This is a genomic window from Burkholderia sp. Leaf177, from assembly GCF_001424345.1.
Lineage (GTDB): Bacteria > Pseudomonadota > Gammaproteobacteria > Burkholderiales > Burkholderiaceae > Caballeronia.
In genome coordinates this window covers 108,908-134,477 of sequence record NZ_LMPF01000020.1, presented here as the reverse complement: position 1 = coordinate 134,477, position 25,570 = coordinate 108,908, and the positions used below count along the sequence as shown (strand labels likewise).

Genomic DNA, 25,570 nt, shown 5'->3' with positions numbered 1-25,570 from the left:
TCACCTGGTCGGCAGTTCGGCCCGCTCGTGCGAGACATTCGCGGACGGCGGAGTGGGTTTGCTCAGAAACGGCACGCGTTTGAAGAACAGCTTCATCGCTTGCCAGTGAATTTTCGCGACGACGCCAAACGTCATCAGCGGATAACCGAAGAACACGCGCAGCACGTTGCTGGCATTAAGTGGACGCGCTTTTCCCGCGATGCTCGTCAGCAAAAGCGGACCATCGTTGTCTTCATAGTCGATACGCGCAAGCGAGCGCATCGGCTTGCCGTGCTTGGGCGGCGAGAACATGAAGCGGAAGGTGTAGCGCCCCTCGACCTTGCAGAACGGCGATACATGGAAAACCTTGCGCGCGGTGAGCGGCGCGCCGTTCAGGATGCCGCCGCCGGGATCGAGCAGATAGCAATGGCGCTCGCCGAACGTGTTGTTCACTTCGCAGACCACGGCGCGCATCGATCCATCCGCGCGTTCGCAAAACCAGAAGCTGACGGGATTGAATACATAACCCAGCACGCGCGGGAACGTCTGGAGGTAGATCTCGCCGTCGGCGTCGTAGATGCCGTTTTCATGCAGCATCGATTCGATCCATTGCAGCGCCGTTTGCCCCGGCGCGCCGTGATCGCTGTCGTGAAAGCTCAGCAAGCCGAAGCGGTTGTATGCGAATACGCGCGAGTCTTGCAGCGTGCCTTGGGCGAGTCGCGCGGCGCGAGCGCGAAGCGGCAGGCGCAACGTGTACACGCCGTATGAAAACGCGTTGCGCGCAGGGCGTAAGCGCGTGTGACGCACGGGGCCGACGAGCAGCGAATCGGGCGAATCGAATGACGGCGGGTTCATGCTGCAAGAGCCGGTTCGTCGCGATTCAACGCAATGGCGGTCAGTCTGGCCGCGGCGTCCAGCCCGGATTTCAGGCCGTCTTCGTGGAAGCCGTAGCCCGTCCATGCGCCCGCGAACCAGGTATTGCGTGCGCCTTGTATCGATGGCAAAGCGCGTTGAGCCTGGACAGCGGTTTGATCGAAGACGGGATGGCTGTACGCGAACTCGCGCAGCACGGTTGCGGCGCGTGGCTCACGAACCGGATTGAGCGACACGATCACCGGCGTTTTAAACGGCAACGGCTGCAGTTTGTTGATGAGGTAATGCACGCACAATTGCGGTTCGGCACCAAGCTCGCCGGTCCGGCTTTCATAGTTCCACGCGGACCACGCGCGTTTGGCCGGCAACAGCGACGTGTCCGTATGCAACACCGCGCGATTGGGCGCGTAGCCGATTGCGCCGAGCGTCGCGGTTTCATCGTGAGAGGGATCGGCGAGCAGCGCAAGCGCCTGGTCGCTGTGGCACGCGAGCACGACGTGATCGAAGTGTTCTGCACCTCGCGCGCTTTGAATTTCGACGCCGAGAGCACCCCGTTTCACCGATGTAACCGGCACGCCCGCATGCGCACTGCCAATGGCGGGCAACATCCGCCGTACATATTCGCGCGCGCCGCCGTTGACCGTGTGCCATTGGGGCCGATCGTTGACTTGCAGCAGGCCGTGGTTGTGACAAAAGCGGATCAATGTGCCGATGGGAAACGCCATCATCTGCTCGGTCGAACATGACCAGATTGCGCCGATCATCGGCAGTAGATACCAGTCGCGAAACGCCGCGGAATACCTTTCCCGTTCGATAAAACCGCTCACCGGCTCGGCCAGTTCGGCGTCCTTGCCGGCGAGCGCCATGGCGGTCGTCGTGCGGTTGAAGCGCAGGATATCGGCAAGCATGCGCAGGAACGCGGGGCGCAACAGGTTGCGGCGCTGCGTGAAAACCGTGTTGAGATCGCTGCCGGCCCATTCGAGATGTTTGTCGGTAACGGCCACGGAAAACGACATATCGGTTGCGGTCGTTGGAACGTCGAGTTCCTCGAAAAGCTTCACAAGATTCGGATACGTGCGGTGGTTGAACACCAGGAAACCCGTGTCCACCCCATGCGTGACGCCGTCCAGGGTGACATCGACCGTGTTTGTGTGGCCGCCAAAATATGCGTTGGCTTCGAACAACGTGACATCGATACCCGCCTGAGACTTTGCAAGTCTGTAGGCGCACGCCAACCCCGAAATCCCCGCTCCGATTACCGCAACTTTCATGACGTTGCTCCGTGTGTCTTTGTGTCCGCGTCCGGCGTTTTTTGCCATTGAACGTCTGGCGTCGCTCCTCGACAGTCAAGGTGATTTACGCAATCTCCGAAGCGCTGGATGCAGGACTGAGGAATTAATGTCCACGCGTAAGGTAAGTTTTGTCCACTACAAAACGCGAAACTCGTCTATCATCAATAATGTTGCTAATCGTTAAGAATGTCCATAGGTATTGGGTTTCTGGCGATTTCCAGGGTCTTGTCAAACTTATTGAGTTGTAATTTTGTCCATGACAACTACATCGGAAAATAGTCTGCCCCTCAAAAACGGTGCGCATGAAGATGGGAACATTGGCGCGCAATCGGGCGCTGTTGGCATCGGCGTCGGCATTGGGGCTATCGCGCACGAGATCGGCCTGACCAAGGACACGCTGCGAGTCTGGGAGCGGCGTTACGGCTTCCCGCAACCGCTGCGATCAACGGGCGGCGAGCGGCTTTATCCGCAGGAGCAGGTCACCAAGCTGAGACTCGTCAAGCGTCTGCTCGACGCCGGTCATCGGCCGAGCAAGGTATTGCCGCAATCCATCGCGTTGCTGCAGCAATTGGCCGAAGACTCTGGTGTGGGGCAGGATGCGCCGGACGTGGAGCTGGACAAGATGGTGGAATTACTGCGCTCCGGCCGATACGACGACTTCCGCTTCGAACTGCTCAAGCGCGCCACGCGAGAAGGCCTTGCGCATTTCGTGCTGGACGTAGCGGCGCCGCTGTCAGCGCGTATTGGCAATGCGTGGGCCGCCGGAACGCTGCAGGTCTATCACGAGCATCTTTTCAGCGAAGCCATGCAGGTCACGCTGCGTTCGCTGATGCGCCCGCTTTCCGAGGCATTGCGCGGTCGCGGTGCACATCCGCGTGTATTGCTCACGACCATGCCGGGTGAAGGTCATGGCCTGGGCATTCTGATGGCCGAAGCCATGTTCGCGCTGGCCGGCTGCGAGTGCATTGCGCTTGGAACGCAGACGCCGCCGCAAGATATCCTCGATGCCATTCCCGCCCACGACGTCGATATCCTTGCGTTGTCTTTCTCGGCGTCAATGCCGGTGCAGTCCGTTGTCAACGGGCTTACCGATCTGCGCCATGCATTGCCGGCTAAGGTTTCGATCTGGGTTGGCGGGAGCAGTCCTGCGCTGCGGCGCAAGTTGCCCGACGGCATCATCACGGTGAATGGACTTGCACCGATCGAAGATGCCGTTGCGGAGTGGCGCCAAAGCGCCATGCTATGATCGGCGCGGCTGTTTGCCGTATGGAGATGCACCCGCTGTCAAGGATTGCAGACGGTATCCCTGGGTTGTTACCAACGCTCGAAAGGGAACGGCACACGTCTTGCGCCTGTCATAACTGAAAGGCATGCTCGGGCGCTGTACATCGAACGTCGGACGGCTTTTAAGAAGTCTCTAAATAGTTTCAAACGAGCCTCGAACAGCTCGCGCTTCGTACTTACCTCAGGCACAGGGTTCGCTCCTCACCCACGGTAGACATTGCTTCCCGTCCAGTGCGGCGGAGTGGCAACGGGCAAATCGTCGCAGATGGACGCGACAGGCGCTTCTTTACCGCTTTTGCATCTGGGCGCCTGATTCCCGCGTAAAATTGAAAGCTTCGCTGCTGGCGGCGCGGTTGATCGCGCGGGCTGGCTACAGTTACAACAGACAGATTCGTCGCACTACGTTGCAGACCAGGGGTGGACTATGAACACAATGCTTTATCCAGAACTGTACAAATCGCTTGAATCGGTTCGTTGGGACATGGAGAAAGACATTCCCTGGGACAAGTTCGACTCGGCACTCCTGACCGACGAACAAGCCGAAACCATCAAGATGAACGCCATCACGGAATGGTCCGCGTTGCCCGCCACGGAAATGTTCCTGCGCGACAACCACAACGACAGCGACTTCTCCGCGTTCATCAGCGTTTGGTTTTTCGAAGAGCAAAAGCATTCGCTCGTTCTCATGGAATATCTGCGCCGCTTCAAGCCGGAAATGGTGCCTACCGAAGCCGAACTCGACGCAGTGCGTTTTGAATTCGATCCAGCGCCGCCGCTTGAAACACTGATGTTGCATTTCTGCGGCGAGATCCGCTTGAATCATTGGTATCGGCGCGCAGCCGAATGGCATACCGAACCGGTCATCAAGCACATCTACGAAACCATTTCCCGCGACGAAGCCCGTCACGGCGGCGCGTATCTGCGCTACATGAAGAAGGCAATGGTGCAGACCGGCGATATCGCGCGTGCGGCTTTCGCAAAAATCGGCGTGCTGATGGCATCCGCGCGACGCACGGAAAAACCGTTGCATCCGACCAATCTCCACGTGAATCAGGCGCTCTTTCCGCGCGATACCATCCAGTCGCGTCTGCCCGATCCGGAATGGCTCGAGCGCTGGCTCGACGACCAGATTCGCTTCGACGACAGTTGGGAAAAGAAAGTTGTCGAACGGATTTTGCACAATTTATCCATCCTGTTCGAACGTTCTTTCCTCACGGCTCAGGAATTGAACCGGTATCGCAAGGAAGTGGTGTTGCGGTTGCAGGCGGCAAAAGGCCCATCGGAACAGCCAGCCTGATCTGACTTGATTGATGAATAAACAGCCCGCCGGTCACTGACCCGCGGGCTGTTTTGTTTTCAGCGCGTGTTTTCGAAGCGCGACTGCTTGCGTGGCACACTACGCACCTTCCCGTTTTTCTCACTGTTCCTGCTATGGCCGCTCTTTTCGAACGCAAGATCATGACGCGTGAAGCGCTTGGCGCGTTGCGCACGCAACTGACCGCGCCCGTGGTCTTTACGAACGGCGTCTTCGATATCCTGCATCGCGGACATGTGACCTATCTCGCCAATGCCAAAGCGCTCGGCGCAACGTTGATCGTGGGTGTGAACAGTGACGCGTCGGTGCGTCTGCTCGGCAAGGGCGATGACCGCCCGATCAATCGCGAGGATGACCGGATGGCGTTGCTGGCAGCGCTGGAAAGCGTGGATTGGGTGGTGAAGTTCGAAGAGTTCACGCCGCTCGAACTAATTGGCGAACTGCATCCGGATGTGCTCGTGAAAGGCGGCGATTACGACATGGACAAGCTCGCCGAATCCGCGTTGGTGCGTAGCTGGGGCGGCAAGGCGCTTGCGATTCCTTTCGAACACGACCGCTCGACAACCGCGCTCCTCAAAAAAGTCCGCACGCAGCGCTGAGCGCCCGCGATTATTGCGTAAGCGGCGCGGCCTGGACGGCCGCCGCTGGCGCTGGGCCACCGACTACAGCTTGATCCGCCGCTTCTTCAGGGCTTATTGGACGCACGCGGACGAGTTCCGGATGAATCTGTCGGTCGAGGTGTTGCGGTTCGCGTCCGCCAGCCGACGGCAGCGGTCCGAACACGCCTTGCACGACCACGAACATCAGCAGGTTTGCGAGAAACAACAGGGCGATCAGCCAGCGCAACATGGGTAAGCGCTCCATCAGTGGGTTGAACGGTTTGATGCAGAAGGCGCAACGCTCTCGCGAGCGATCAACGCGAGTCCGGCGAGCACCAGCGAATCGTGTCGAGTATGCGGCACCTTTAACGCGCCCGCCACTTCGCTGGCTGCGCCGCCGCCGAGGATCAGGCGGAAATCGACGTTCCATTGCGCGCGCAGATCGTGCCACGCGCGCTCGATCAATCCGGCCTGCGCCAGCAAACATCCCGTCGATAAAGCCGCGCGCGTGTCGGTGGCAAAAACGCTTGCGGATGACGTGAGCGCGTTGCGGGCGGTATCGGGGAGAAGGGTGGGCAACTGCGCCGTATGACTGCCGAGCGATTGCATCATCAATTGCCAGCCGGGAGCGATCAGGCCACCTGTGAAATTGCCATCGGCGAGCAGCGCTTCCAGTGTTGTTGCCGTGCCGAAGGTCGCGATCAACAGGTTTTCGCCTGAATACGCGGCATGCGCGCCGATCATGCCGCACCAGCGGTCGCTGCCAAGCGATGACGGTTCCGAATAGCTGTTCGTCACGCCGGATTGTTGCGCTTGTGCACGGACAAACTTTTGTGGCAAGCCGGGCCAGACTGCTTCGATCAAACCGGTTATCCGCTCCGTGACCGCCGTGCCCGCCACGTTCGAAATCCACGCGCTGGCCGGCGTCACGGCAGCTGGCCAGTCGGGCAGGCTTTGGTCGTTATGCTCGAATGCGCCTTCGTGCAGCGTTTCGCCGGCGATCGTTACGATCGACCACTTGATCCGGCTATTGCCAGCATCGATGAGCAAAAACCGTGTTTCGCTCACGGACGTTGCTCCGCGAGGCGCAACGAGACGTCGCCGTTGCTGGCGGTTCGGAGGCCGGTTGGGGTATCGATTTGCAACTGGCCGTTGTCGTCTATGCCCACCGCCAGACCGCGCGCAACCTCCACGCCTTGTTCCAGCAACACGACCTCGCGCCCCGCATACGCGTGCGCCGCGAGCCATTGCTGGCGGAACGGGCGGAAGCCATCGGCGGCGAACCGGGCAAGCGTGGCGTCCAGCGTGTTCAGGACGGCAGCGAGGGTATCGGTGAGATTGGCGTCGGCCCACGCTCGCGACAACGACGCCGGCGTATTACCGGGCGTGGGAAGCGCGTTGCGGCGCTGCGCTTCGTCCAGTTCCGCCGCCAGTTCCGCCGCGCCGTGCAGGTTGATGCCAATGCCAATCACCACGGCGCTCGCCCGCGGGGTGTTCCACGCGGTTTCGATCAGGATGCCAGCGAGCTTGCCGTCATCGAGCAATATGTCGTTCGGCCATTTCAGCGCAAGTCTCGCCGATGCCGACAGCGGCAACGTGTTCAACGCCTCCAGCACGGCAGTGCCGACCGCGAGGCTCAAACCCGCCAGCCCTTCAAGCGGGCGCGGCAACACGCAGCCCACGGAAAACGTCAGCGCGTTGCCCGGCTGCGCGATCCACGCGCGCCCGCGCCGGCCGCGCCCGGCGGTCTGCAGGTATGCAACGCGCACGAACGGCGCGCCATCGGCGGCTTTCAGCGTGGAACGTGCCGAGAACGAGTCCAGCCCCGACGCCGATGTCTGGTTGCGCGGCTGCGCCTTGAGCTGCGCCATCAGGTCGGCGTTCGTGGAGCCCGTTTCATCGACGATCTCGATCGACCAGTCGCGCACCGGCCGCCCGGCCCGCTGCGTGAGCCGTTCGCGGTCGATCCGCCAGGCGGCATCGAGAGGAAAAGACGAATTGGATGAGTTCATATGCGCATTGTAGCGATGTAGCAAACCCGGTCGCAGCGTTGAAAACCTTCGCGACGGTTGTTGCGCGGGGCAGAGCGCGGAAAACCCGGCCGAATGGCTAACGCGCCCACCTTTCGGGAGATTCGAGAATAGCTTCGCTACAATGAGTGCTCCCTGAAACCTACTCCGAGCGTTTTAGAGCCTTGAACTTCGATACTCCGCCTGGCCTGAAGGTCGAGGCCGGCCAGCAGGGCAAGGTTGTCCGGCTTTCCGGCCAGTGGACCGCGCTCGCATTGGCGCGCGATCACGCGACTACCAAGCGCGGTGTTGTGGAACGGTTGCGCGGCGTGGGTCAGGAAGCAATCAAGCAATGGGATCTGCTCCCGGTCGAACGGCTCGACCACGTGGGCGGGCAGGCGCTGTGGCGCGTCTGGGGTAGGAAACTGCCGGAACAGGTTTCGCTTTCTGCCACGCAAAGGGAAATCTTCGAGCGCGTCGCTCTGCTCGACGCAAACCGTGAAGAGCCCGAGGTCGTGGATCGAACGGACCCCATCACGCGTTTCGGGCTGATCCTGTTTTCGTTCTTCGAGCATCTTTCCGGCGGCCTTGCAATGTTCGGCGGCTTCGTGCTGGATCTGATCGGCCTGGTGCGTCGTCCGAAACGGATTCCGTGGACGGAGATTTCCGCGAACATCTATAGCGCCGGTACGCAGGCACTCGGCATTACGGCGCTGGTCGCGTTCTTGATCGGCATCGTGCTGAGTTATTTGTCCGCGCAACAATTGCGCATGTTCGGCGCGAACCAGTACATCGTGAATATCCTGGGGTTGTCGGTGATACGCGAACTGGGGCCGGTGTTGTCGGCCATCTTGGTCGCCGGGCGCTCGGGGTCCGCGATCACCGCGCAAATCGGCGTGATGCGCGTGACGGAGGAACTCGACGCCATGCAGGTCATGGGCATTCCGCACGGCTTGCGCATTGTGCTGCCGCGCGTGCTGGCTCTCGGTATTGCCATGCCGCTGCTGGTGATGTGGACCAACATGGTTTCGCTGCTTGGCGGCGCGCTCGCGGCGAAGCTGGTCTTGGGTATCGATCTGTCCTTTTTCGCGCGTTCGCTGCCGTCGGTCGTGCCGATTGCGAACCTGTGGATCGGGCTTGGCAAAGGCGTGGTGTTCGGCATGCTGATCGCGCTGGCCGCGTGTCATTTCGGCTTTCGCATCAAGGCGAATTCGCAAAGCCTGGGCGAAGGCACGACCACCTCGGTGGTGTCGTCCATCACCATCGTGATTCTGGCGGATGCCGTGTTCGCAATCCTTTTCCAGAGGGTGGGAATCTGATGTCGGCAACGCTTGCTTCAGCCGTTCGCGACAAGCCGACGCCGGTGACGGCTGAGCCTGTCATTGAAGTCGTGGATGTGACCAAGCGCTACGGCAGCACCGTGATTCACGAGCATTTGAACCTCGAAGTTCGGCGCGGCGAGATTCTCGCGCTCCTCGGTGGTTCGGGTTCCGGCAAGACCACGCTCGTGCGGCAGATGCTGGGACTCGAATCCCCCACGTCCGGCACTATCCGCGTGCTCGGCGAAGAGTGGGCGAAGATGGACGAGGAAACCGCGCGAATGCTGCGCACGCGTTCCGGCATGATGTTCCAGCAGGGCGCGCTGTTTTCGTCGCTGTCGGTGTACGACAACATTGCGCAGCCGTTTCGCGAGCTCGGCAAAATTCCGGAAGACCTGATCCGCGAGTTCGTCATGCTCAAGCTCGAAATGGTCGGGCTTTCGTGTAAGAACATGAGCAAGATGCCATCGGCGTTATCGGGAGGGATGGTGAAGCGCGTGGGCATTGCGCGGGCGATTGCGCTCGAACCCGAACTGCTTTTCCTCGATGAACCCACGGCCGGGCTCGACCCGAAGGCGTCCGATGAATTTGTCGATCTGATCGCCACGTTGCATCGCGCGCTGGGATTGACCGTTGTTCTCGTGACGCACGATCTGGACACCATGGTCGCGCTTTCCACGCGCGTTGCGGTGCTTGCCGATCGGCGGGTGCTGGTGGCGGCGCCGGTTGAAGAGGCGGTCGCGGTCAATCATCCTTTTATCCGTGAATATTTTCTCGGGCGGCGCGGCAGGCGTGCGTTGCAGGCGCTGCCACCGGAGCGGCGCAAAAAATTACCGGCGGCCGCGCTCGAAGATGTGCCATGCGGCCCCACGCTCTAGGCGTTCTCATGAGCGGCCTCGTATTGCGCTCAGGCAGTAAGCAGTAACCAAGGAACCTGCTGATGGAAAACAAATCCCATGCGTTTTTGGCCGGTCTGTTCACTATCGGACTGATGGTCGCGATCGGCGTCGCGGTGTTCTTCTTCAACGTCGACCGCACGGTGCGCGTGCCGTACGACCTGGTCGCGCGGACCAATGTGACGGGCCTCTATACCGACGCCGACGTGCGCTACCGCGGCCTGGGCGTGGGCAAGGTGCAGTCCATCAAGTTCGATCAGGGCCATCCGGGCCAGATCCGGATTCGCATCATGGTCGATAAAACCGCGCCGATCACGCAATCCACATTCGCCACGCTCGGGTTCCAGGGCGTGACGGGCATTGCGTTCGTGCAACTCGACGACACCGGCAAGGATCCCGCGCCGCTGCCGTCATCGTCGGCGCAGGTGGCGTCGCTGCCGTTGCGCCCCGGTTTGTTCGACCAGTTGCAGCAGCGCGGCGACATCCTGATCAAAAAGTTTGAACGCATTGCCGACGACGCTGACAGATTCCTGTCCGAAGACATGCGCGATCAGGTCATGCAAACCACCAAGAGCCTGCAGGGCGCGGCTGACGGCATTGCGTTGCTGAGCAAGCAAGTGGCGCCGGTCGCGGAACAATTGCCGCGCACGCTGACTCAACTGGATCGCACGCTCGCTTCCACGAACACGCTGGCGAACAACCTGAGCCGCGCCGACGGTCCCTTTGTCACCAACATGAACAAGGCGGGCGACGCAGCCGAACGCGCGGGCCGCGTGCTGAACGAAGTGAACGAGTCGTTACAGGAGATGTCGGCGCGAGTGGGCTATGAAACCTTGCCGCGCGTGAATTCGCTGGCTGACGACGTGGGCAGCGCGGCGCGTTCCGTGGATCGCGCTGCGGACACCTTCAACCGCAATCCACGCAGCGTGTTGTTCGGCTCGCCGCAGCCCGAGCCGGGTCCGGGCGAGCCGGGTTTCAAATGGCCGTCGGCGCCGTCGAAGTGAACCTCGTGCCCGATGCCGCAACCGCTTGATTTCCGGCATCCGGGCTTATTGCAAATTGAATCAGGAAACTGAGATGCCACACACGATCTTGCAGGCGAAGCGCTTGGTCAAGCGCGCTGTGCGCCCGCTACCGCGAGCGCGCTCCGGTTTTATTGCTGTTTCCCTGGCCGCAATGCTCGCCGGTTGCGCTTCGGGACCGCCCGCGGCAGTATCGAATATTCGATACGACCTCGGCGATCCCGCGCCGCTCGGCAACACCATGCCCATGCCGCCGGTGAAGGTGCTGGCGGTGAGCGCATCAAAAAACCTGGATACCGATGCGTTTCTGTATCGCCTGAAATACGCCGATGCACAGCGCATCGGCCGTTATGCCGACAGCCACTGGACCATGTCTCCGGCCGATCTTTTGACGCAGCGGTTGCGTGTCGCGCTGGCATCGCGCGGTCCCGTGCTGACGGGTTCCGATCCCGTGCGCGCGCCCATGTTGCAGGTCGATCTGACGGATTTCGAACAAGTCTTCGATGCCCCCGAGAAGAGTCACGGCGAAGTATCGGCGCGCGTGACGTTGTCGCAGCATGGCCAGGTGGTCAGCCAGCGCACGTTCATTGCGCGCGCGCCTTCCTATACGCCCGACGCCGCCGGCGGCGCGCGGGCGCTGGCCGCCGCGTCCGACGACCTGATCGCGCAAATGGCCGCGTGGCTCGGCGTGCAGCCGCTGGTCGCATCGAAATGATGTCGAGGGCGAACCGTGCAGCGCTGCGTTTTTCGAGGCGGCCTGCATGATCGTCAAGCACTGGCAACGCCGGCCTTCGGCGTTGTCGCGGCAGGCGCTTGCCGTTTATACGTTGCTGATTGTCTACGGTTCGCTGTATCCGTTTTCCGGCTGGCGCTCGCTCGGCATTGGTCCGTTCGCGTATCTCACCGACCCGCTGCCGCAATATCTCACCGCGTTCGATGTCATCACCAACGTGCTCGGTTATATGCCGTTCGGCGCGCTGGCCGTGCTGGCGCTATATCCGCGATACCGCGGCGTGCCGGCTGCGGGCATTGCGTTCATCGGCGGCGCTATGTTGTCCGGCGTAATGGAAGCGGTGCAGACGTATTTGCCGACGCGGGTTTCATCGAATCTCGATCTCGCCGCGAACGCGCTCGGCGCGCTGCTCGGCGCCGCGCTGACCGCGCCGGCCACGAGCATGCTGCTCGACCGCGGCGCGCTTCGGCGTCTGCGTTTCATGTGGTTCGAGCGTGACGCGGCGTACATGCTGGGGTTATCGGCGCTCTGGCCTTTCGCCACCATGTACCCCGCGCCGTTCCTCTTCGCCGTCGGCAATTTGCCGCGCTTGTTATGGCAACAGCTCGACCCTGTCATGCAGGACGCGCTGCTTTCGTGGATTCCGGCCGCCTGGAACGTGACCGCGTGGCCGCTGCGCCTCGGCAACCTGCTTCCTGACGACACGTGGGAAATGCTCATCACATCGCTGAACCTGTTCGCGGCGCTGGTGCTGACCACATTGCCCATGCGTCCGCGCGCACCGCGCGTGCGTCTGCTGCTTGGCCTCGTGATCGCGACGTTGTGCGCGAAAGCCGGCGCGACCTTCCTGCAATCGCGCTCGGGTCTGACATTCGATTGGGCTACCGATGGCGCCGTGTACGGCATCGCGGCCGGCACGGCGGCGGGATTGCTGTTTCTGCGCCGTTCGCGGGCTTGGCGCGCAACGCTCGCCGGCGTTGCGCTGATCGTGGCGCTCGTGCTGGTCAATTTGCTGCCCGTGAACCCTTACTTCGATATCGTCGTCGCTGACTGGCGTCAGGGGCGCTATCTGCATTTCAACGGCCTCGCGCACTGGCTCGCGTGGGTGTGGCCGTATGCCGCGCTGGGATGGCTGGCATCGACGGCTGAAAGGGCGTTCATCGCGCGGAGGCGGGGCAGCGGCGTCAAAAGCTGACCTCCAAGTGAACTAAAGCGCCGGTCGTTATAATCGAATCAAACCCCACACATTTCCCCGGCCAAAGCACATGGACCCTTTCTACAAGTATCACGTGTTCTTCTGCCTCAACGAACGCGCGCCCGACGCGCCGCGCCCGAGCTGCGCGAAATGCGGCGCGCAGGCCATGCAGGAGTACGCGAAGAAACGCGTGAAGCAACTCGGTCTTGCAGGCGACGGAAAAGTGCGCATCAACAAGGCGGGTTGTCTCGAACGATGCGAACTCGGACCCGTGATCGTCGTGTATCCGGAAGGCACGTGGTACACGTATGTGGATGAAGCGGATATCGATGAAATCGTCGATTCGCATTTGGTGAACGGCAAGATCGTGGAGCGTTTGCTCATCGATCAGCCGGCGGCCTGAGGTTCGGGGAATGAACGCACAGACCGAAAAATTCCTGATCGATGGCCCTGCGGGCAAGATCGAAGTCGCGCTGGATCGTCCCGCGGAAGGCGCTGCGCCGCGCGGCATTGCGCTCGTCGCACACCCGCATCCGCTGTACGGCGGCACCATGGACAACAAGGTGGCGCAGACGCTCGCGCGCACGATGGTCCAGCTTGGCTACATCACGTATCGCTCGAATTTTCGCGGCGTGGGAGAAACGCAAGGCGAACATGACAACGGCACGGGCGAGCGCGACGATCTGCTTGCGGTCGTTGCCCATATGCGCGCGCAGCCCGGTCAGGCCGATGTCCCGCTCGTGCTCGCCGGTTTCTCGTTCGGCACCTTCGTGCTCTCGCATGTCGCGAAGCATTTGCGCGAGTCCGGCGAAACCATCGAACGCATGGTGATGGTCGGCACGGCGGCGAGCAACTGGCCGGTCGCCGAGGTGCCGGACAACACGCTCGTGATCCACGGCGAAGTGGACGACACGGTCCCGATCACTTCCGTCTACGAATGGGCACGCCCGCAGGAATTGCCCGTGGTCGTGATCCCGGGCGGCGAGCATTTTTTCCATCGAAAGCTGCATGTGCTGAAGAAGATCATTGTCGATGCATGGCGTTGAAGCCTGTTGAGGCTCACGTTTGAACCAGTCGTTCCCTTCTGCAATTTTCATCGCGCGGCGCCGAGGCTTTCAACGCCTTTGCGCCGCGTCTGTTTTTACACTCGCTTTCAAGAATCCCCGCCAAATCAAGCCATTTCCACGGCAAAAGCCACATTGCGCACGCGTATAATAGCGCAGACTTTTGCGCGGCCGACTGGTCGGCCGGCGCTTGGCCGTTGCGCATGAAGCACGCGAATCACCGCTTTGAATCGATGATCGCGTCCAGCTCATGCGCCGCTCGAGTATCGAAGCGCGCGGAGGCCGGTCCGAACAAAGCGTCGCGCCATGCATTCAAGCAAAGCGCTCCGCCGGACCGACCTTCCGCCTGTACAACCCGCGAGTCGCGTTTCCCCTGGACACCCGGAAAACGCCGACCCGCCGATGCCTTTTCTGCCGATCCGAACCTATGCGCTTTTCCCCTTCCGGCTTGCCCTTCGTTGCTCCTTCCCTTGTTCATCGTGCCATCGTCGCCGCGGTCGTTTTGCCCGCGACGCTCGTCGCGGCGAGCGCGTTCGCCCAGGTTCCGCCGCCCGATGTCACGGCGCGTTCGTGGGTTCTCGTCGATGCAACCAGCAACCAGGTGCTTGCTTCCGGCAACCCGGACGAACGCTCGGAACCCGCGTCGCTGACCAAGCTGATGACCGCGTATCTCGTCTTCGACGCGCTGAAGTCGAAGAAGATCAACATGGACCAGACCGTCATGCCGAGCGAAGCCGTGCGCCGCGTGGGCACGGACGAGTCGCGCATGTTCATCGAGGCGAACAAGCCGGTGACCGTGCATGATCTCGTGTACGGCATGATCATCCAGTCGGGTAACGACGCCGCCATCGCGCTGGCCGAACTCGTAGGTGGAAGCGAGGGGAATTTCGTCACGCTGATGAACGCGGCGGCCAAGCAGATTGGTATGAAAAATACCCATTTCGCCGATGTCAACGGCATGCCCGACCCGCAGCACTACACCACGGCGGGCGATCTGGCCGTGCTGTCCACGCGCCTGATCCGCGACTTCCCCGAGTACTACAGCATCTTCTCGGTGAAGGATTTCACCTATAACAAGATCAAGCAGCCGAACCGCAACCGCCTGCTGTGGATCGATTCAACCGTCGATGGCCTGAAGACCGGCCATACCAAGGCAGCAGGTTATTGCCTGATCGCGACTGCCAAGCGCCCGCTGGAAGGCGTGCCCGATGCCAGCCGCCGTCTGGTTGCAGTGATGATGGGCGAGCCGAAGGAGCACAACCGGGTGCAGGACAGCCTGAAGATGCTGAACTACGGCTACACGGCTTATGACGCGGTGCGCCTATACAAGGCGGGTCAGGTGATCGATTCGCCGCGCGTCTACAAGGGCACGGAAAACGCGCTCAAGGCCGGCGTGGAGACGGATCAGTACATCACGGTGCCGAAGGGCATGGGCGACAAGGTGAAACCGACGGTGACGCACAACGACACCATCGTCGCGCCGATCAAGAAGGGCCAGCAGATCGGCACCGTCAAGATGATGGCCGACGGCAAGGAAGTCGCGCAATTCCCGCTGGTCGCGCTGCAGGACGTTCCGCAAGCGGGTTTTGTCGGCCGGACGTGGGATTCGCTGCTGATGATGTGGCAGAAGAAGAAGTAAGGTTGAAATAAGCGGGGAGAGGACAAGTTGGAATCGGCGAATCCGGCTCCATCTGTGTCTGCTGTGAGACGCCCGGACGGCCCGGGCGTCCTGTGATGGAGAACACCATGAGCTCACCTGATATCGACGCCCTGTTCGATTTCCCCTGCGATTTTCCGATCAAGGTGATGGGCGCGACGCATCCGGAATTCCGCGATGCCGTCGTCACCGTGATCCGTGAATTCGACGACCAGTTCGACATCGAGCGCATTGAAACCCGTCCGTCGTCGGGCGGCAAATACACCGGCTTGACGCTTACCGTGCGCGCTCAAAGCCGCGCGCATCTTGACGATATCTATCGCGCGCTCACCGGCCACCCGATGGTCAAAGTGGTGCTTTAAGCGATTGCGGCAAGGATTCTCCCAGCGGCCTGGACGTGCGCCGGGGTTCGTCGCACACGGCTGGCGTGCGTTCGTAAAGCTGCTTGAACTGCATGATCTCGTTCAGAAGCCACGTGCGAAACGTCTGCACCCGCTGCGTTCCAAGCAGCGCCGGCGGACATACGAAGTAGTAATTCCACGGGCTCGGCCCATCGATATTAAAAAGTCTCACCAGCCGTCCCGCCACGATTTCATGCATGGCGAGCGACCGGCGCACGAGCGCGATTCCCTGGCCTTGAATGGCCGCCTGCAGCAAATTCGACGAATCTTCGTACAACACTCCGCGTTTGGGTTCGGGCAAGTCCACGAGCCCGGCGGCGTCGAACCACGGTCGCCAGAGTTCGTCGTGCGAGCGCAGCAAAGGTGCGTCGGCCAGATCGGCGGGCGTGCGCGGCAATTTTCCGCCCCGGAAATTTGGCGAGCACGCAGGGAAAAACACTTCGTCGAGCAATTCTTCCGAATGCAATCCGGCGTATTTCCCGGTGCTGGCAAACCGAATGGCGACATCCACGTCTTCGCGCGTGAAGTCCGTCAACTCGTTCGTGGACAGCAATTCGAGATTGATCTCCGGATGTTCCTCGATAAACCCGCCAATGCGCGGCGTCACCCAGCGCGCGGAAAACGACGACAGCATCGATACCACCAGCCGCCGGTCGCGATCCCCGGCGCGCACTCGCCGCGTGGCTTCCGCGAGCGTGGCGAGCGTGGTGCGGACCTCGGTGGCGTACTGCCGGCCGATATCCGATAAACGCACGCGTTTTCCATCGCGGGCGAAAAGCGTGACGCCGAGATCCGCTTCGAGCGCGCGAATTTGATGGCTGACGGCGCCGTGCGTGACGAAGAGTTCGTCGGCGGCGCGGGAGAAACTTTCGTGTCGCGCAGCGGCTTCGAAAGCGCGCAGCGCATTGAGGGCGGGAAGTTGGCGTAGGTCCACGATCATCGGCCTGAATGTGTGTATGTGTGAATATATCTCACATACCGAAGAAAATTGCTCGTTTTGCTTAAAGCCTTGCTGAGTCTATCTTCTACTCATCAACACGATTTTTGGCGGAGGCTGTCATGCGAGAAATATCCACAAGCATCACGTTTGAAATAGGCGATGGCGAAACGGTGCCCATGCTTATCGGTCATGGCGTCAAGCTGTCGGTGCAAGGCGCGCCGGTGTGGGCAACGCGCAGCAACGATATTGAAGATTACTGGCTCGTCCCGGGCGATTCCTTGAAGCTGCGCCCACGCGAACGGCTTTGGCTCAGCACGGAAAAGGGCCGCACTGCGCAAGTGATTTTCACGCTCGCGCCGCGCCCGGATCAAGCAGCGCTAGGCTGGCTGGCACGTGCTTACGAGCGGCTCACCTCGCGTTTGCGGTCGGGCTGGCGGACGGTTTAAATTAGGTTGAGCGGTTGCTTTCATTCGTCCTCCGGCGAGGGCGGCGGGATTTCGGTAAACTAACGGAATTATGTCCGCCACGCCGGTAACAACTTCCCCCTCCGCTGTCCTCGAACGCGCTTTAAGCGCGCCGACGCCCGAGGTCAACGTGATTTGGCGTGGCATCCAGCCGTACGCGGAAATCTTCGACGCCATGCGCGCGTTCACGGAAGCCCGCACACCCGAATCCGCCGATGAAATCTGGCTCGTCGAACATCCGCCGGTTTTCACGCTCGGTCTGGCCGGCAACCCGTCACATCTTCTGAATCCCGACAGCGGCATCCCTCTTGTAAAAGTCGATCGTGGCGGCCAGATCACGTATCACGGGCCGGGGCAGGTCGTGGCGTATCTGATGCTCGACCTGCGCCGGCGCAAATTGATGGTCCGCGAACTGGTGCAGCGGATCGAGCAGGGCGTGATCGAAACCCTTGCATCGTATAATCTCGAAACGGAACGCAAGCCGGGCGCGCCCGGAATCTACGTTGCTGAAACGCCTGCTCGGCATTCTCATGCGGGCGCGAAAATCGCGGCGCTCGGCCTGAAAATCCGCAATGGCTGCAGTTATCACGGCGTAAGTCTCAACGTGAAGATGGACCTGCAACCGTTCCTCGCGATCAATCCGTGCGGTTACGCGGGACTCGAAACCGTCGATATGGACACGCTCGGCGCGACGGCCGGCTGGAACGACGTGGCTCAAACGCTGGCTGAAAACCTTATTCACCACATCGGCGGACAAAGCGCTCCCGCCGCCCAACCGCAGAACGGCGCGCTGAACGTGTCAATGCACGCTCATGCAAACCGTCTGAATGGACCGACCGAATGACTGACGTAACCGGAAATATCGCAGCACAGGGCGCAACGCCCGCCGTTCCCTACGACGCAACCGCCAAGCAAAAGGCGCAGGCGAAAACGGCGCGCATCCCGATCAAGATCATCCCTATCGAAAAGCTGAAGAAGCCGGAATGGATTCGCGTGAAAGCCGCGACCGGCAGCTCGCGCTTCACCGAAATCAAGCAGATTCTCCGCGAGCACAACCTGCATACGGTGTGCGAAGAGGCGAGCTGCCCGAACATTGGCGAGTGCTTCGGCAAGGGTACGGCGACGTTCATGATCATGGGCGACAAATGCACGCGTCGCTGCCCATTCTGCGACGTGGGCCATGGCCGTCCCGATCCGCTCGATGCCGACGAACCGCTGAACCTGGCACGGACCATTGGTGCGTTGAAGCTGAAGTACGTGGTGATCACGAGCGTGGATCGTGATGATCTGCGTGACGGCGGCGCCGCGCACTTCGTGGAATGTATCCGTCAGGTGCGCGAACATTCGCCGCTGACGCGTATCGAAATTTTGACGCCAGATTTCCGCGGCCGTCTCGATCGCGCGATCGGAATCCTGACCGCCGCGCCGCCGGACGTGATGAACCACAATCTCGAAACGGTGCCGCGTCTTTACAAGGAAGCGCGTCCGGGTTCGGATTACGCGCATTCACTGAAGTTGCTGAAGGACTTTAAGGCGCTGCATCCGGAAGTCGCGACCAAGTCGGGCCTCATGGTCGGTTTGGGCGAGACCGAAGAGGAAATTCTCCAGGTAATGCGCGATCTGCGTGCGCACGACGTGGATATGTTGACCATCGGCCAGTATCTGCAACCCTCCGAGCATCACCTTCCGGTGCGCTCGTACGTTCACCCCGATACCTTCAAGATGTACGAGGAAGAAGCGTACAAGATGGGTTTCACGCACGCGGCTGTCGGCGCAATGGTTCGGTCGAGCTATCACGCGGATCAACAGGCGCACGACGCGGGACTTGTCGGGGCGGTTTGAGCCTTTCGAGCTTCTTCGAGCGCCATTAGAAAACCCACGGAAACGTGGGTTTTTTTATGTCCGGCAACGTCTGTTTGCCCGGAATTATCGAACGCGAGATCCGCGATCACGAACGGCGAGAAACCTCGGGAAAGCCCGTAGATAAAGCCTCTAAGGGATTACCCGAATGCCGTCCGGATCATCGGACTGTGTTTATCCGGTTTTCCGGAAACACGGATTAACGCTGCTTCATAGCAACAAAAAACGTATAAAAATCAATGGCCAACGCGTGCCAAAAACTGGCATCGACCTTGCAATGTAAGAGACAGGCCAACAAAGCCGAAAAATAACAGGAGACGCTTCAGATGCAGCCCATTCCCTTTAGCCTGACCTGATTTTGCCGACGCCAGACGCGCATCGCCGCAGTCAAGCGCCGGCGCGTTTTTGTCTCACCCTTTCGTTATTCGCCGACCATGCCCGGAACAACTGTGACAACCGTCAAGAAACCTTTTTATAAAGTCCTGTATGTGCAGGTGCTTGTGGCTATCGCCATCGGCATTGCGCTCGGACATTACTATCCCGCGCTCGCCACCGACATGAAGCCGCTCGGCGATGCGTTCATCAAGCTCATCAAGATGGTGATCGGGCCGATCATCTTCTGTACGGTCGTGACCGGGATTGCCGGCATGGAAGACATGAAGAAGGTCGGGCGCGTGGGCGGCAAGGCGCTGCTCTACTTTGAAATCGTCTCGACGTTCGCGCTCGTGCTCGGCCTCGCCGCCACGCACATCTTGAAACCGGGCGTGGGCTTCAACATCGATCCGGCCACGCTCGACGGCAAGGCAGTCGCTTCGTACGCCGCGAAGGCGCACGGCCAGACGACGACCGACTTCCTGCTGCACATCATTCCTGACACCATGTCGTCCGCGTTCGCGCAAGGCGAAATCCTGCAGATCCTGCTGATCGCGCTGCTGTTCGGCGCGGTGCTGGCAACGGCGGGTGAGAAGGGCCGCGTGGTGACCGGGTTTATCGAAGGGCTGTCGCATATCCTCTTCGGCATCGTGCGCATCATCACGAAGCTGGCGCCGATCGGCGCGTTCGGCGCGATGGCGTTCACCATCGGCAAGTACGGCATCGGTTCGCTGATTCCCATGCTCAAGCTGATTGGCACGTTCTATCTGACATCGGTGATCTTCGTGGTCGTGGTGCTGGGCCTAATCGCGCGCATGGTGGGCTTCAACATCCTCCGCTTCGTGGCGTACATCAAGGAAGAAATGCTGATCGTGCTGGGCACGAGCTCGTCGGAAGCCGCGTTGCCGCAACTGATGCTCAAGCTCGAAAAGCTCGGCTGCTCGCGTTCGGTGGTGGGTCTCGTGGTGCCGACCGGCTACTCGTTCAACCTCGACGGCACGAACATCTACATGACGATGGCCGTGCTGTTCATTGCGCAGGCAACGAACACGGATCTGACGTGGACGCAGCAATTGACGTTGCTCGCGGTGACCATGCTGACGTCGAAGGGCGCGAGCGGCGTGACCGGCGCGGGTTTCATCACGCTGGCCGCAACGCTTGCCGTGGTGCCGACCATTCCGCTGTCGGGCATGGTGCTGATTCTGGGCATCGACCGTTTCATGAGCGAATGCCGCGCGCTGACGAACATCGTGGGCAACGGCGTGGCGACGGTGGTTGTGTCGGCGTGGGAAAAGGAACTGGATCGCGACAAGCTGCGCGACCAGCTCAAGCACGGCGCGGTCGATACCGAAGCCGAGACGGTTTCCTGATCGGCAGGAAAGCGATTCAACCGATCGCACAAAGGAACCAACGCAATGAAAGCGGCGAGGCATTCTCTGGCGGATGCTTCGCCGCGCGCGTTTACCGAGGCGTCGTTCGAAGCCGCGCGTGCCACAATCGGGGGATCTCACCGACTGGAACCCGTTCACGTGACGCGGCGTTTGCTGGTTTTTATCGTTCTTCTCGCAGCGCTTTGCGGTGTCTGCGCGCTCACGTGGAGCATTGCGTGGCAGCGCGGGCTCGACGATCTGCGCCAGAACGCGGCCACGCGCGTCGACCGGACGACCGCCGAGCTGAAAAGCACGCTCGACCGCTACGAATATCTTCCGTATCTGCTTTCGCGTCATCCGTTCGTCCAGGAAGTTCTCGCCGATCCCAATCCGCGTTACGCCGCGCGCGCCGACCGCTATCTCGAAGACCTGAATACGCACGCACGCGCCACGGCGACGTACATCATCCAGTCGAACGGGCGCTGCGTGGCGGCGAGCAACTGGAACGGTCCGGACAGTTTCGTGGGCGCGGAATACCTGTTCCGCCCGTATTTCGTCGATGCCGTCAAAGGCGGGACCGGCCGGTTCTTCGGGCTCGGAACCATCTCGCGGGAGCCGGGATATTTCATCTCGCAGCCGGTTTTTCGCGAGGGAACGAGGGAGATCATCGGCGTGGCGGTCGTGAAGCTGAATCTGGAATGGCTGCAAGGCGCCGATTCCACGGAACCGCTTCTCGTCACCGATGACCACGGCGTGATCTTCCTGTCCTCCGTGCCGGAGTGGAAATATCACACGCTGCGGCCGTTGCCGAAGGATATCGAGGCATCGGTTTATACGGCGCGGCAGTACGCTCAACATCCGGTGACGCCGTTGCCGATGACCATCGTGCGCACGCTCGAAGGCGGCGCGCAAATCGTGCGCGTGGGCGGCGGCCGCGATGCGCCGAGTTACCTCGCGACCCAGCGCGCGCTCGGCGAACCGGACTGGCATCTGATGACCATGGTGTCGCTTGCGCCTGCCGTCGATGCAGCCCGCAGCGCCACGATCGTCACGGCGCTGGTGTTCATCTCGTTGTGTTCGGTGGCGTTCTACTGGCGCATGCGGCGCGCGCGCGTGCGCGAAATGATCCGCAGCCGCGCGTTGCTGCAGACCGCTTATGCCGAGCTCAACGAACGCGTGGCGGAGCGGACGGCGGATTTATCGCAGGCGAACGCGTTGTTGACGAAGGAAGTGAGCGAGCGCACGCGCGCCGAGCAGGACCTGCGTGCCGCCCACGATGAACTCATCCAGGCAAGCAAACTCGCCGCTTTGGGCCAGATGGCCGCGGGCATCACGCACGAACTCAATCAGCCGCTCGCCGCGCTGCGCAGTTTTTCGGACAACACGCGTGTGTTTATCGAGCGCGGAGATCATGTGGCGGCGAACGAGAATCTCGAAGCCATCGCCGCGCTCACCGAACGTATGGGCAAGATCACGAATCAGCTCAAGCTGTTCGTGGCGAAGGCGCGGCCGAAAAACGCGCGAACCGATGTCCGCCGCGCGCTTCGCAACGTGCTCGCAATGCTTCAGCCGCGGCTGAAGAACGTGATCGTTGCGTTGAGCGCGCAGGATGATCCGCCGCTTTACGTGCGCTGCGAAGATCTGCGGCTCGAGCAGATCCTGATCAACCTGGTCGGCAATGCGCTGGACGCGGTGTTGTCTTGCGACGCTCCGCGAATCGAGATCGAGTTGATCACGAACGAGACAACGGTCGAGATCGTCGTGCGCGACAACGGCCCTGGCATTCCGTCCGACATCCTTCCGCGCCTGTTCGAGCCGTTTTTCACGACGAAGGAGATGGGTCACGGATTGGGGCTTGGATTGGCGATTTCATCGGCGATCGCGCGCGATTATGGTGGTACGTTGGTCGCGCGCAACGTGACGCCGCAAATTGAAGTCGATGGCCCCGAAGGCGGCACGCAGGCCGACGCCGACCGCTCGCACGGCGCAGAATTCGTGATCACGCTGTTGCGCGCTTAAGCGCGGCCGAGCGAATCAAGCAGGAGCAGGAATTCATGACAGCAGGACTTCAAGTGATTTTTATCGAAGACGACGAACTGGTGCGGCGCGCGAGCGTCCAGAGTCTCCAGCTCGCCGGTTTCGATGTCGCCGCGTTCGGCAGCGTGGAAGGCGCCGCGCGCGCGATCGATGCCAGCTTTCCTGGCGTGATCGTCAGCGACATCCGCTTGCCGGGCGCGAGCGGCCTCGACTTGCTCGCGCAATGTCACGAACGCGCGCCGGAAGTGCCGGTGATCCTCGTCACGGGACACGGCGATATCTCCATGGCCGTCCAGGCGATGCGCGACGGGGCATACGATTTCATCGAAAAGCCGTTTGCGTCCGAACGGTTGATCGAAGCCGTTCGCCGCGCGCTGGAACGGCGCAAGCTGGTGCTCGAGAACCGCGCGTTGCGTCGTGAACTTGCGGGACAAAGCAGCGTGGCGCCGAGGATCATCGGCCGCAGTCCCGCGATCGAACAGGTTCGCAAACTGATCGCAAACGTGGCGCCGACCGATGCGTCCGTGCTGATCAACGGCGATACCGGCGCGGGCAAGGAGCTGATTGCGCGCAGCCTCCACGATCTCTCGCCGCGCCGCGACAAGCCGTTTATTGCCGTGAATTGCGGCGCGCTGCCCGAGCAGATGTTTGAATCCGAGATGTTCGGCTACGAAGCCGGCGCGTTCACGGGCGCGCAGAAACGGCGTATCGGCAAGCTGGAACATGCGTCGGGCGGCACGCTTTTCCTCGATGAAATCGAAAGCATGCCGCTCGCGCTGCAAGTCAAGTTGCTGCGCGTCTTGCAGGACGGCGTGCTGGAACGGCTCGGTTCGAACCAGCCGATTCGCGCGAATTGCCGCGTGATTGCCGCGGCCAAAGGCGATATGGAGGAACACATCGCGGCGGGCACGTTCCGGCGCGACTTGATGTATCGGCTGAACGTGGTGACGATCACGCTGCCGCCGCTCGCCGAGCGCCGGGAAGACGTCGTGCCGCTCTTCGAGCATTTTCTCCTCGATGCCGCCGTGCGATACGAGCGCGCCGCGCCGCTTCTGAGCGACCGCCAGCGGGCGGAACTCATGCAGCGCGACTGGCCGGGGAACGTGCGGGAATTACGGAACGCGGCGGACCGGATGGTGCTCGGCATCGTCGATGAAACCGGCGTTCCTCTCGACGCCGCCACGCAATCGCTCAAGGAACGTACCGAACAGTTCGAGCGCGCGGTGATTGGCGAGGCGCTAGAGCAATGCGGCGGCGTGGTGGCCGCGGCGGCCGATCGGCTACAACTGGGCAAGGCCACGCTCTACGAGAAGATCAAACGATACGGGCTTGCAGCGAAGGGAGATTGATCGATAAAAAACGCCCGGCTTGGAACTGGCCGGGCGTTTCTTTGAAGGCGGGGAATATCAGGCGGCGTTCAATGCTTTATCGAGCAATGCATCGAGTTCCGCGAACGTCGGCTCACCCACGTAACGCTTCAGGATCTTGCCGTTCTTGTCCACCACGAAAGTGGTCGGCGTGAGTTGCACATTGCCGAATTGCTTCGCGGCGCTGCCGTCGTCCATCGCGACCTTGAACGGCAGATTGCGCGTTTGTGCGTAGTTGTTCACGTACATTGGCGCGTCGTAGTTCATGGCGACCGCCACGAATTCCAGGCCGCGGCCCTTGAAGCGGTTATACGTGTTGATCATTTCCGGCATTTCTTTCATGCAGGTTTCGCAGCTCGTCGCCCAGAAGTTGATCAGGTAGACCTTGCCCTTGAGATCCGTGGAAGTAGAAACTTTTTGCCCCGACAACAAGGTGAACGTTGCGTCCGGCACGCGTTGCTGCCCACCAAACGCGAAGTAGCCGGTACAGGCAATCACACCCGCCACAATCGCCATGACGATGTAGCGCAGCGGGCTTTTGCTCCGCGTTGAAACCTGTGAATTCTCTGACATGTGAACCTCGAGCGTGCTCGATAAAAAGGGCAAATACATCGGCGTAACCGGATGCTGCGCATTTTAGCCCCAATCTCAGAAATGCGTTTCTGCTGAAAAGCCGCTTTTGAGTGGTCAGCAGCGCCGGCGACTCGGGGAGCGGATAATTACATTTTCTCCTTCCGCTTTTCCCATGAATCGATTTTTGCAAACTTCGTTGTCCGTGGTCTTTACCGCCGTCGCGTTGCTCGCCTGCACGCCTGCTTATGACTGGCGCACGATCCAGAACAACGACGACGCCTACGAAGTCACGTTCCCCGCCAAACCCCGCTCGGACGCGCGTGACATCGAAATTGCCGGAAAGCCGATGCATATGAAGATGCAGACCGCCGAAGCCGGTGATGCGGTGTTCGCCGTGGGAACGGTGGACTTGCCCAATAGCGACGCCGCCACGCAGCAAGCAGCGCTCGACTTCCTTCAGCACGGTTTGGCTCGCAACGTGAACGCCGCGCCGGCCGCGCATCCGGTTCAGATCGAAGTCGCCGCAGGTGGCCGGCTTCACGGTTCTGAAATCGCGGTGAACGGCACGCGGGATGACGGGCAGAACCGGGAGACGCGCCAGATTCGGGCGCGCTTTATCGCGAAGGGCATGCATGCGTATCAACTCGCGATCGTCTCCACCAAGGCGCCGCCCGCGGAGCAAGTCGATCAGTTCTTTTCGTCGTTTAAACTTTATTAAGTATTTGCCGGCATTAGTAACCCTGCTTTGGTTGCCATTTCACTAGCTGATTTACGCCACGACAACGTTTCACGGCTGAGAATCTGGGCAAGGTTTTGAGGCTAAAACTAAGATTTATCTCACTTTTTCGAACTATCCACAGAGGCTGTGGATAACTTTGTGGAAAAGATCGAATGGCGAGCCGCAAGCGCCCGCCCGACGCGGCTTTCCTTACTTTGCCTTCATTCGCGG

26 protein-coding genes are annotated in these 25,570 nt (G+C 60.9%); 19 read left to right on the top strand and 7 right to left on the bottom strand.

Features of this window, described 5'->3' with window-relative positions; all coding sequences use genetic code 11:
- Together ASG35_RS14235 and ASG35_RS14230 are read right to left on the bottom strand one after the other, a co-directional pair.
- Window positions 1-834 (bottom strand): DUF1365 domain-containing protein, encoded by an 834-nt coding sequence (locus ASG35_RS14235; protein WP_056358194.1) that lies wholly within the window; start codon window positions 832-834, stop codon window positions 1-3.
- On the bottom strand, window positions 831-2,123 hold the full coding sequence (locus ASG35_RS14230) for an NAD(P)/FAD-dependent oxidoreductase (protein WP_056358846.1): 1,293 nt from the start codon (window positions 2,121-2,123) through the stop codon (window positions 831-833). Before ASG35_RS14230 ends, ASG35_RS14235 begins: the two co-directional genes overlap by 4 nt.
- 277 nt (window positions 2,124-2,400) lie before the next feature.
- Here ASG35_RS14230 and ASG35_RS14225 point away from each other — a divergent pair, with 277 nt between their 5' ends.
- The 3 genes from ASG35_RS14225 to rfaE2 all read left to right on the top strand — a co-directional run bounded on the left by ASG35_RS14225 (window position 2,401) and on the right by rfaE2 (window position 5,342).
- On the top strand, window positions 2,401-3,390 hold the full coding sequence (locus ASG35_RS14225) for a MerR family transcriptional regulator (protein ID WP_056358192.1): 990 nt from the start codon (window positions 2,401-2,403) through the stop codon (window positions 3,388-3,390).
- A 462-nt stretch (window positions 3,391-3,852) separates the two neighbouring features.
- The gene (locus tag ASG35_RS14220; RefSeq protein ID WP_056358189.1) at window positions 3,853-4,725 is read left to right on the top strand and encodes a hypothetical protein; all 873 of its coding nucleotides are present in this window, start codon (window positions 3,853-3,855) and stop codon (window positions 4,723-4,725) included.
- 134 nt (window positions 4,726-4,859) lie between these two features.
- Window positions 4,860-5,342: a D-glycero-beta-D-manno-heptose 1-phosphate adenylyltransferase gene (gene rfaE2, locus ASG35_RS14215; RefSeq protein ID WP_056358184.1), complete on the top strand. Its 483-nt coding sequence runs from the start codon at window positions 4,860-4,862 to the stop codon at window positions 5,340-5,342.
- Window positions 5,343-5,352: 10 nt separating this feature from the next.
- Here the strand turns inward: rfaE2 and ASG35_RS14210 are convergent, their stop codons facing one another.
- Genes ASG35_RS14210 through ASG35_RS14200 form a run of 3 tightly spaced genes read right to left on the bottom strand, consistent with a single transcriptional unit; the run spans window position 5,353 to window position 7,354 of the window.
- Window positions 5,353-5,592: a hypothetical protein gene (locus ASG35_RS14210; RefSeq protein WP_056358182.1), complete on the bottom strand. Its 240-nt coding sequence runs from the start codon at window positions 5,590-5,592 to the stop codon at window positions 5,353-5,355.
- Between the two features lie 14 nt (window positions 5,593-5,606).
- Window positions 5,607-6,410, bottom strand: a complete 804-nt coding sequence (locus ASG35_RS14205) for a type III pantothenate kinase (RefSeq protein WP_056358179.1) — start codon at window positions 6,408-6,410, stop codon at window positions 5,607-5,609.
- Window positions 6,407-7,354: a biotin--[acetyl-CoA-carboxylase] ligase gene (locus tag ASG35_RS14200; protein ID WP_056358176.1), complete on the bottom strand. Its 948-nt coding sequence runs from the start codon at window positions 7,352-7,354 to the stop codon at window positions 6,407-6,409. Before ASG35_RS14200 ends, ASG35_RS14205 begins: the two co-directional genes overlap by 4 nt.
- 182 nt (window positions 7,355-7,536) lie before the next feature.
- On the opposite strand from ASG35_RS14200, the gene ASG35_RS14195 reads away from it, so the two are divergent.
- The 9 genes from ASG35_RS14195 (at window position 7,537) to ASG35_RS14150 (ending at window position 15,599) form a co-directional block, all read left to right on the top strand.
- A complete protein-coding gene (locus ASG35_RS14195) occupies window positions 7,537-8,670 on the top strand; it encodes an MlaE family ABC transporter permease (protein WP_056358173.1) in 1,134 nt (377 codons plus the stop codon).
- A complete protein-coding gene (locus tag ASG35_RS14190; protein ID WP_056358170.1) occupies window positions 8,670-9,548 on the top strand; it encodes an ABC transporter ATP-binding protein in 879 nt (292 codons plus the stop codon). Before ASG35_RS14195 ends, ASG35_RS14190 begins: the two co-directional genes overlap by 1 nt.
- Before the next feature lie 62 nt (window positions 9,549-9,610).
- The gene (locus ASG35_RS14185) at window positions 9,611-10,570 is read left to right on the top strand and encodes an MlaD family protein (protein WP_056358169.1); all 960 of its coding nucleotides are present in this window, start codon (window positions 9,611-9,613) and stop codon (window positions 10,568-10,570) included.
- 73 nt (window positions 10,571-10,643) lie between these two features.
- Complete coding sequence (locus ASG35_RS14180; RefSeq protein WP_056358166.1) at window positions 10,644-11,303, top strand: ABC-type transport auxiliary lipoprotein family protein; 660 nt, start codon at window positions 10,644-10,646, stop codon at window positions 11,301-11,303.
- A 46-nt stretch (window positions 11,304-11,349) separates the two neighbouring features.
- Window positions 11,350-12,516 carry a VanZ family protein gene (locus tag ASG35_RS14175; protein ID WP_056358162.1) on the top strand — a complete coding sequence of 389 codons (1,167 nt, stop codon included), beginning with the start codon at window positions 11,350-11,352 and terminating at the stop codon, window positions 12,514-12,516.
- Between the two features lie 70 nt (window positions 12,517-12,586).
- Window positions 12,587-12,919, top strand: a complete 333-nt coding sequence (locus tag ASG35_RS14170; RefSeq protein WP_056358159.1) for a (2Fe-2S) ferredoxin domain-containing protein — start codon at window positions 12,587-12,589, stop codon at window positions 12,917-12,919.
- 10 nt (window positions 12,920-12,929) lie between these two features.
- Entirely contained in the window at window positions 12,930-13,562 is a 633-nt protein-coding gene (locus tag ASG35_RS14165; protein WP_056358156.1) for an alpha/beta hydrolase, read from the top strand.
- Window positions 13,563-14,007: 445 nt separating this feature from the next.
- Window positions 14,008-15,219 (top strand): D-alanyl-D-alanine carboxypeptidase family protein, encoded by a 1,212-nt coding sequence (locus ASG35_RS14155; RefSeq protein ID WP_056358843.1) that lies wholly within the window; start codon window positions 14,008-14,010, stop codon window positions 15,217-15,219.
- Window positions 15,220-15,326: 107 nt separating this feature from the next.
- Window positions 15,327-15,599, top strand: a complete 273-nt coding sequence (locus ASG35_RS14150) for a DUF493 family protein (RefSeq protein WP_056358839.1) — start codon at window positions 15,327-15,329, stop codon at window positions 15,597-15,599.
- On the opposite strand, the gene ASG35_RS14145 is transcribed toward ASG35_RS14150, so the two are convergent.
- Window positions 15,583-16,572 carry a transcriptional regulator GcvA gene (locus tag ASG35_RS14145; RefSeq protein WP_056358836.1) on the bottom strand — a complete coding sequence of 330 codons (990 nt, stop codon included), beginning with the start codon at window positions 16,570-16,572 and terminating at the stop codon, window positions 15,583-15,585. The genes ASG35_RS14150 and ASG35_RS14145 overlap by 17 nt on opposite strands.
- A 125-nt stretch (window positions 16,573-16,697) precedes the next feature.
- Here ASG35_RS14145 and ASG35_RS14140 point away from each other — a divergent pair, with 125 nt between their 5' ends.
- From ASG35_RS14140 to ASG35_RS14115, 6 genes are all read left to right on the top strand, one after another.
- A complete protein-coding gene (locus ASG35_RS14140) occupies window positions 16,698-17,024 on the top strand; it encodes a DUF2917 domain-containing protein (protein WP_056358150.1) in 327 nt (108 codons plus the stop codon).
- A gap of 70 nt (window positions 17,025-17,094) precedes the next feature.
- Window positions 17,095-17,886 (top strand): lipoyl(octanoyl) transferase LipB, encoded by a 792-nt coding sequence (lipB, locus tag ASG35_RS14135; protein WP_056358147.1) that lies wholly within the window; start codon window positions 17,095-17,097, stop codon window positions 17,884-17,886.
- Entirely contained in the window at window positions 17,883-18,884 is a 1,002-nt protein-coding gene (gene lipA, locus ASG35_RS14130; RefSeq protein WP_056358143.1) for a lipoyl synthase, read from the top strand. The genes lipB and lipA overlap by 4 nt, the downstream gene beginning before the upstream one ends.
- A 452-nt stretch (window positions 18,885-19,336) precedes the next feature.
- The gene (locus ASG35_RS14125) at window positions 19,337-20,644 is read left to right on the top strand and encodes a dicarboxylate/amino acid:cation symporter (RefSeq protein ID WP_056358140.1); all 1,308 of its coding nucleotides are present in this window, start codon (window positions 19,337-19,339) and stop codon (window positions 20,642-20,644) included.
- Between the two features lie 45 nt (window positions 20,645-20,689).
- Entirely contained in the window at window positions 20,690-22,663 is a 1,974-nt protein-coding gene (locus ASG35_RS14120; RefSeq protein WP_082508382.1) for a sensor histidine kinase, read from the top strand.
- A gap of 35 nt (window positions 22,664-22,698) precedes the next feature.
- A complete protein-coding gene (locus ASG35_RS14115; protein ID WP_056358137.1) occupies window positions 22,699-24,030 on the top strand; it encodes a sigma-54-dependent transcriptional regulator in 1,332 nt (443 codons plus the stop codon).
- 57 nt (window positions 24,031-24,087) lie between these two features.
- Here the strand turns inward: ASG35_RS14115 and ASG35_RS14110 are convergent, their stop codons facing one another.
- Complete coding sequence (locus ASG35_RS14110) at window positions 24,088-24,621, bottom strand: peroxiredoxin family protein (RefSeq protein ID WP_056358134.1); 534 nt, start codon at window positions 24,619-24,621, stop codon at window positions 24,088-24,090.
- Between the two features lie 172 nt (window positions 24,622-24,793).
- Between ASG35_RS14110 and ASG35_RS14105 the strand changes: the two genes are divergently transcribed.
- Entirely contained in the window at window positions 24,794-25,339 is a 546-nt protein-coding gene (locus tag ASG35_RS14105) for a hypothetical protein (protein ID WP_056358133.1), read from the top strand.
- The last annotated feature ends 231 nt before the right edge of the window (window positions 25,340-25,570 follow it).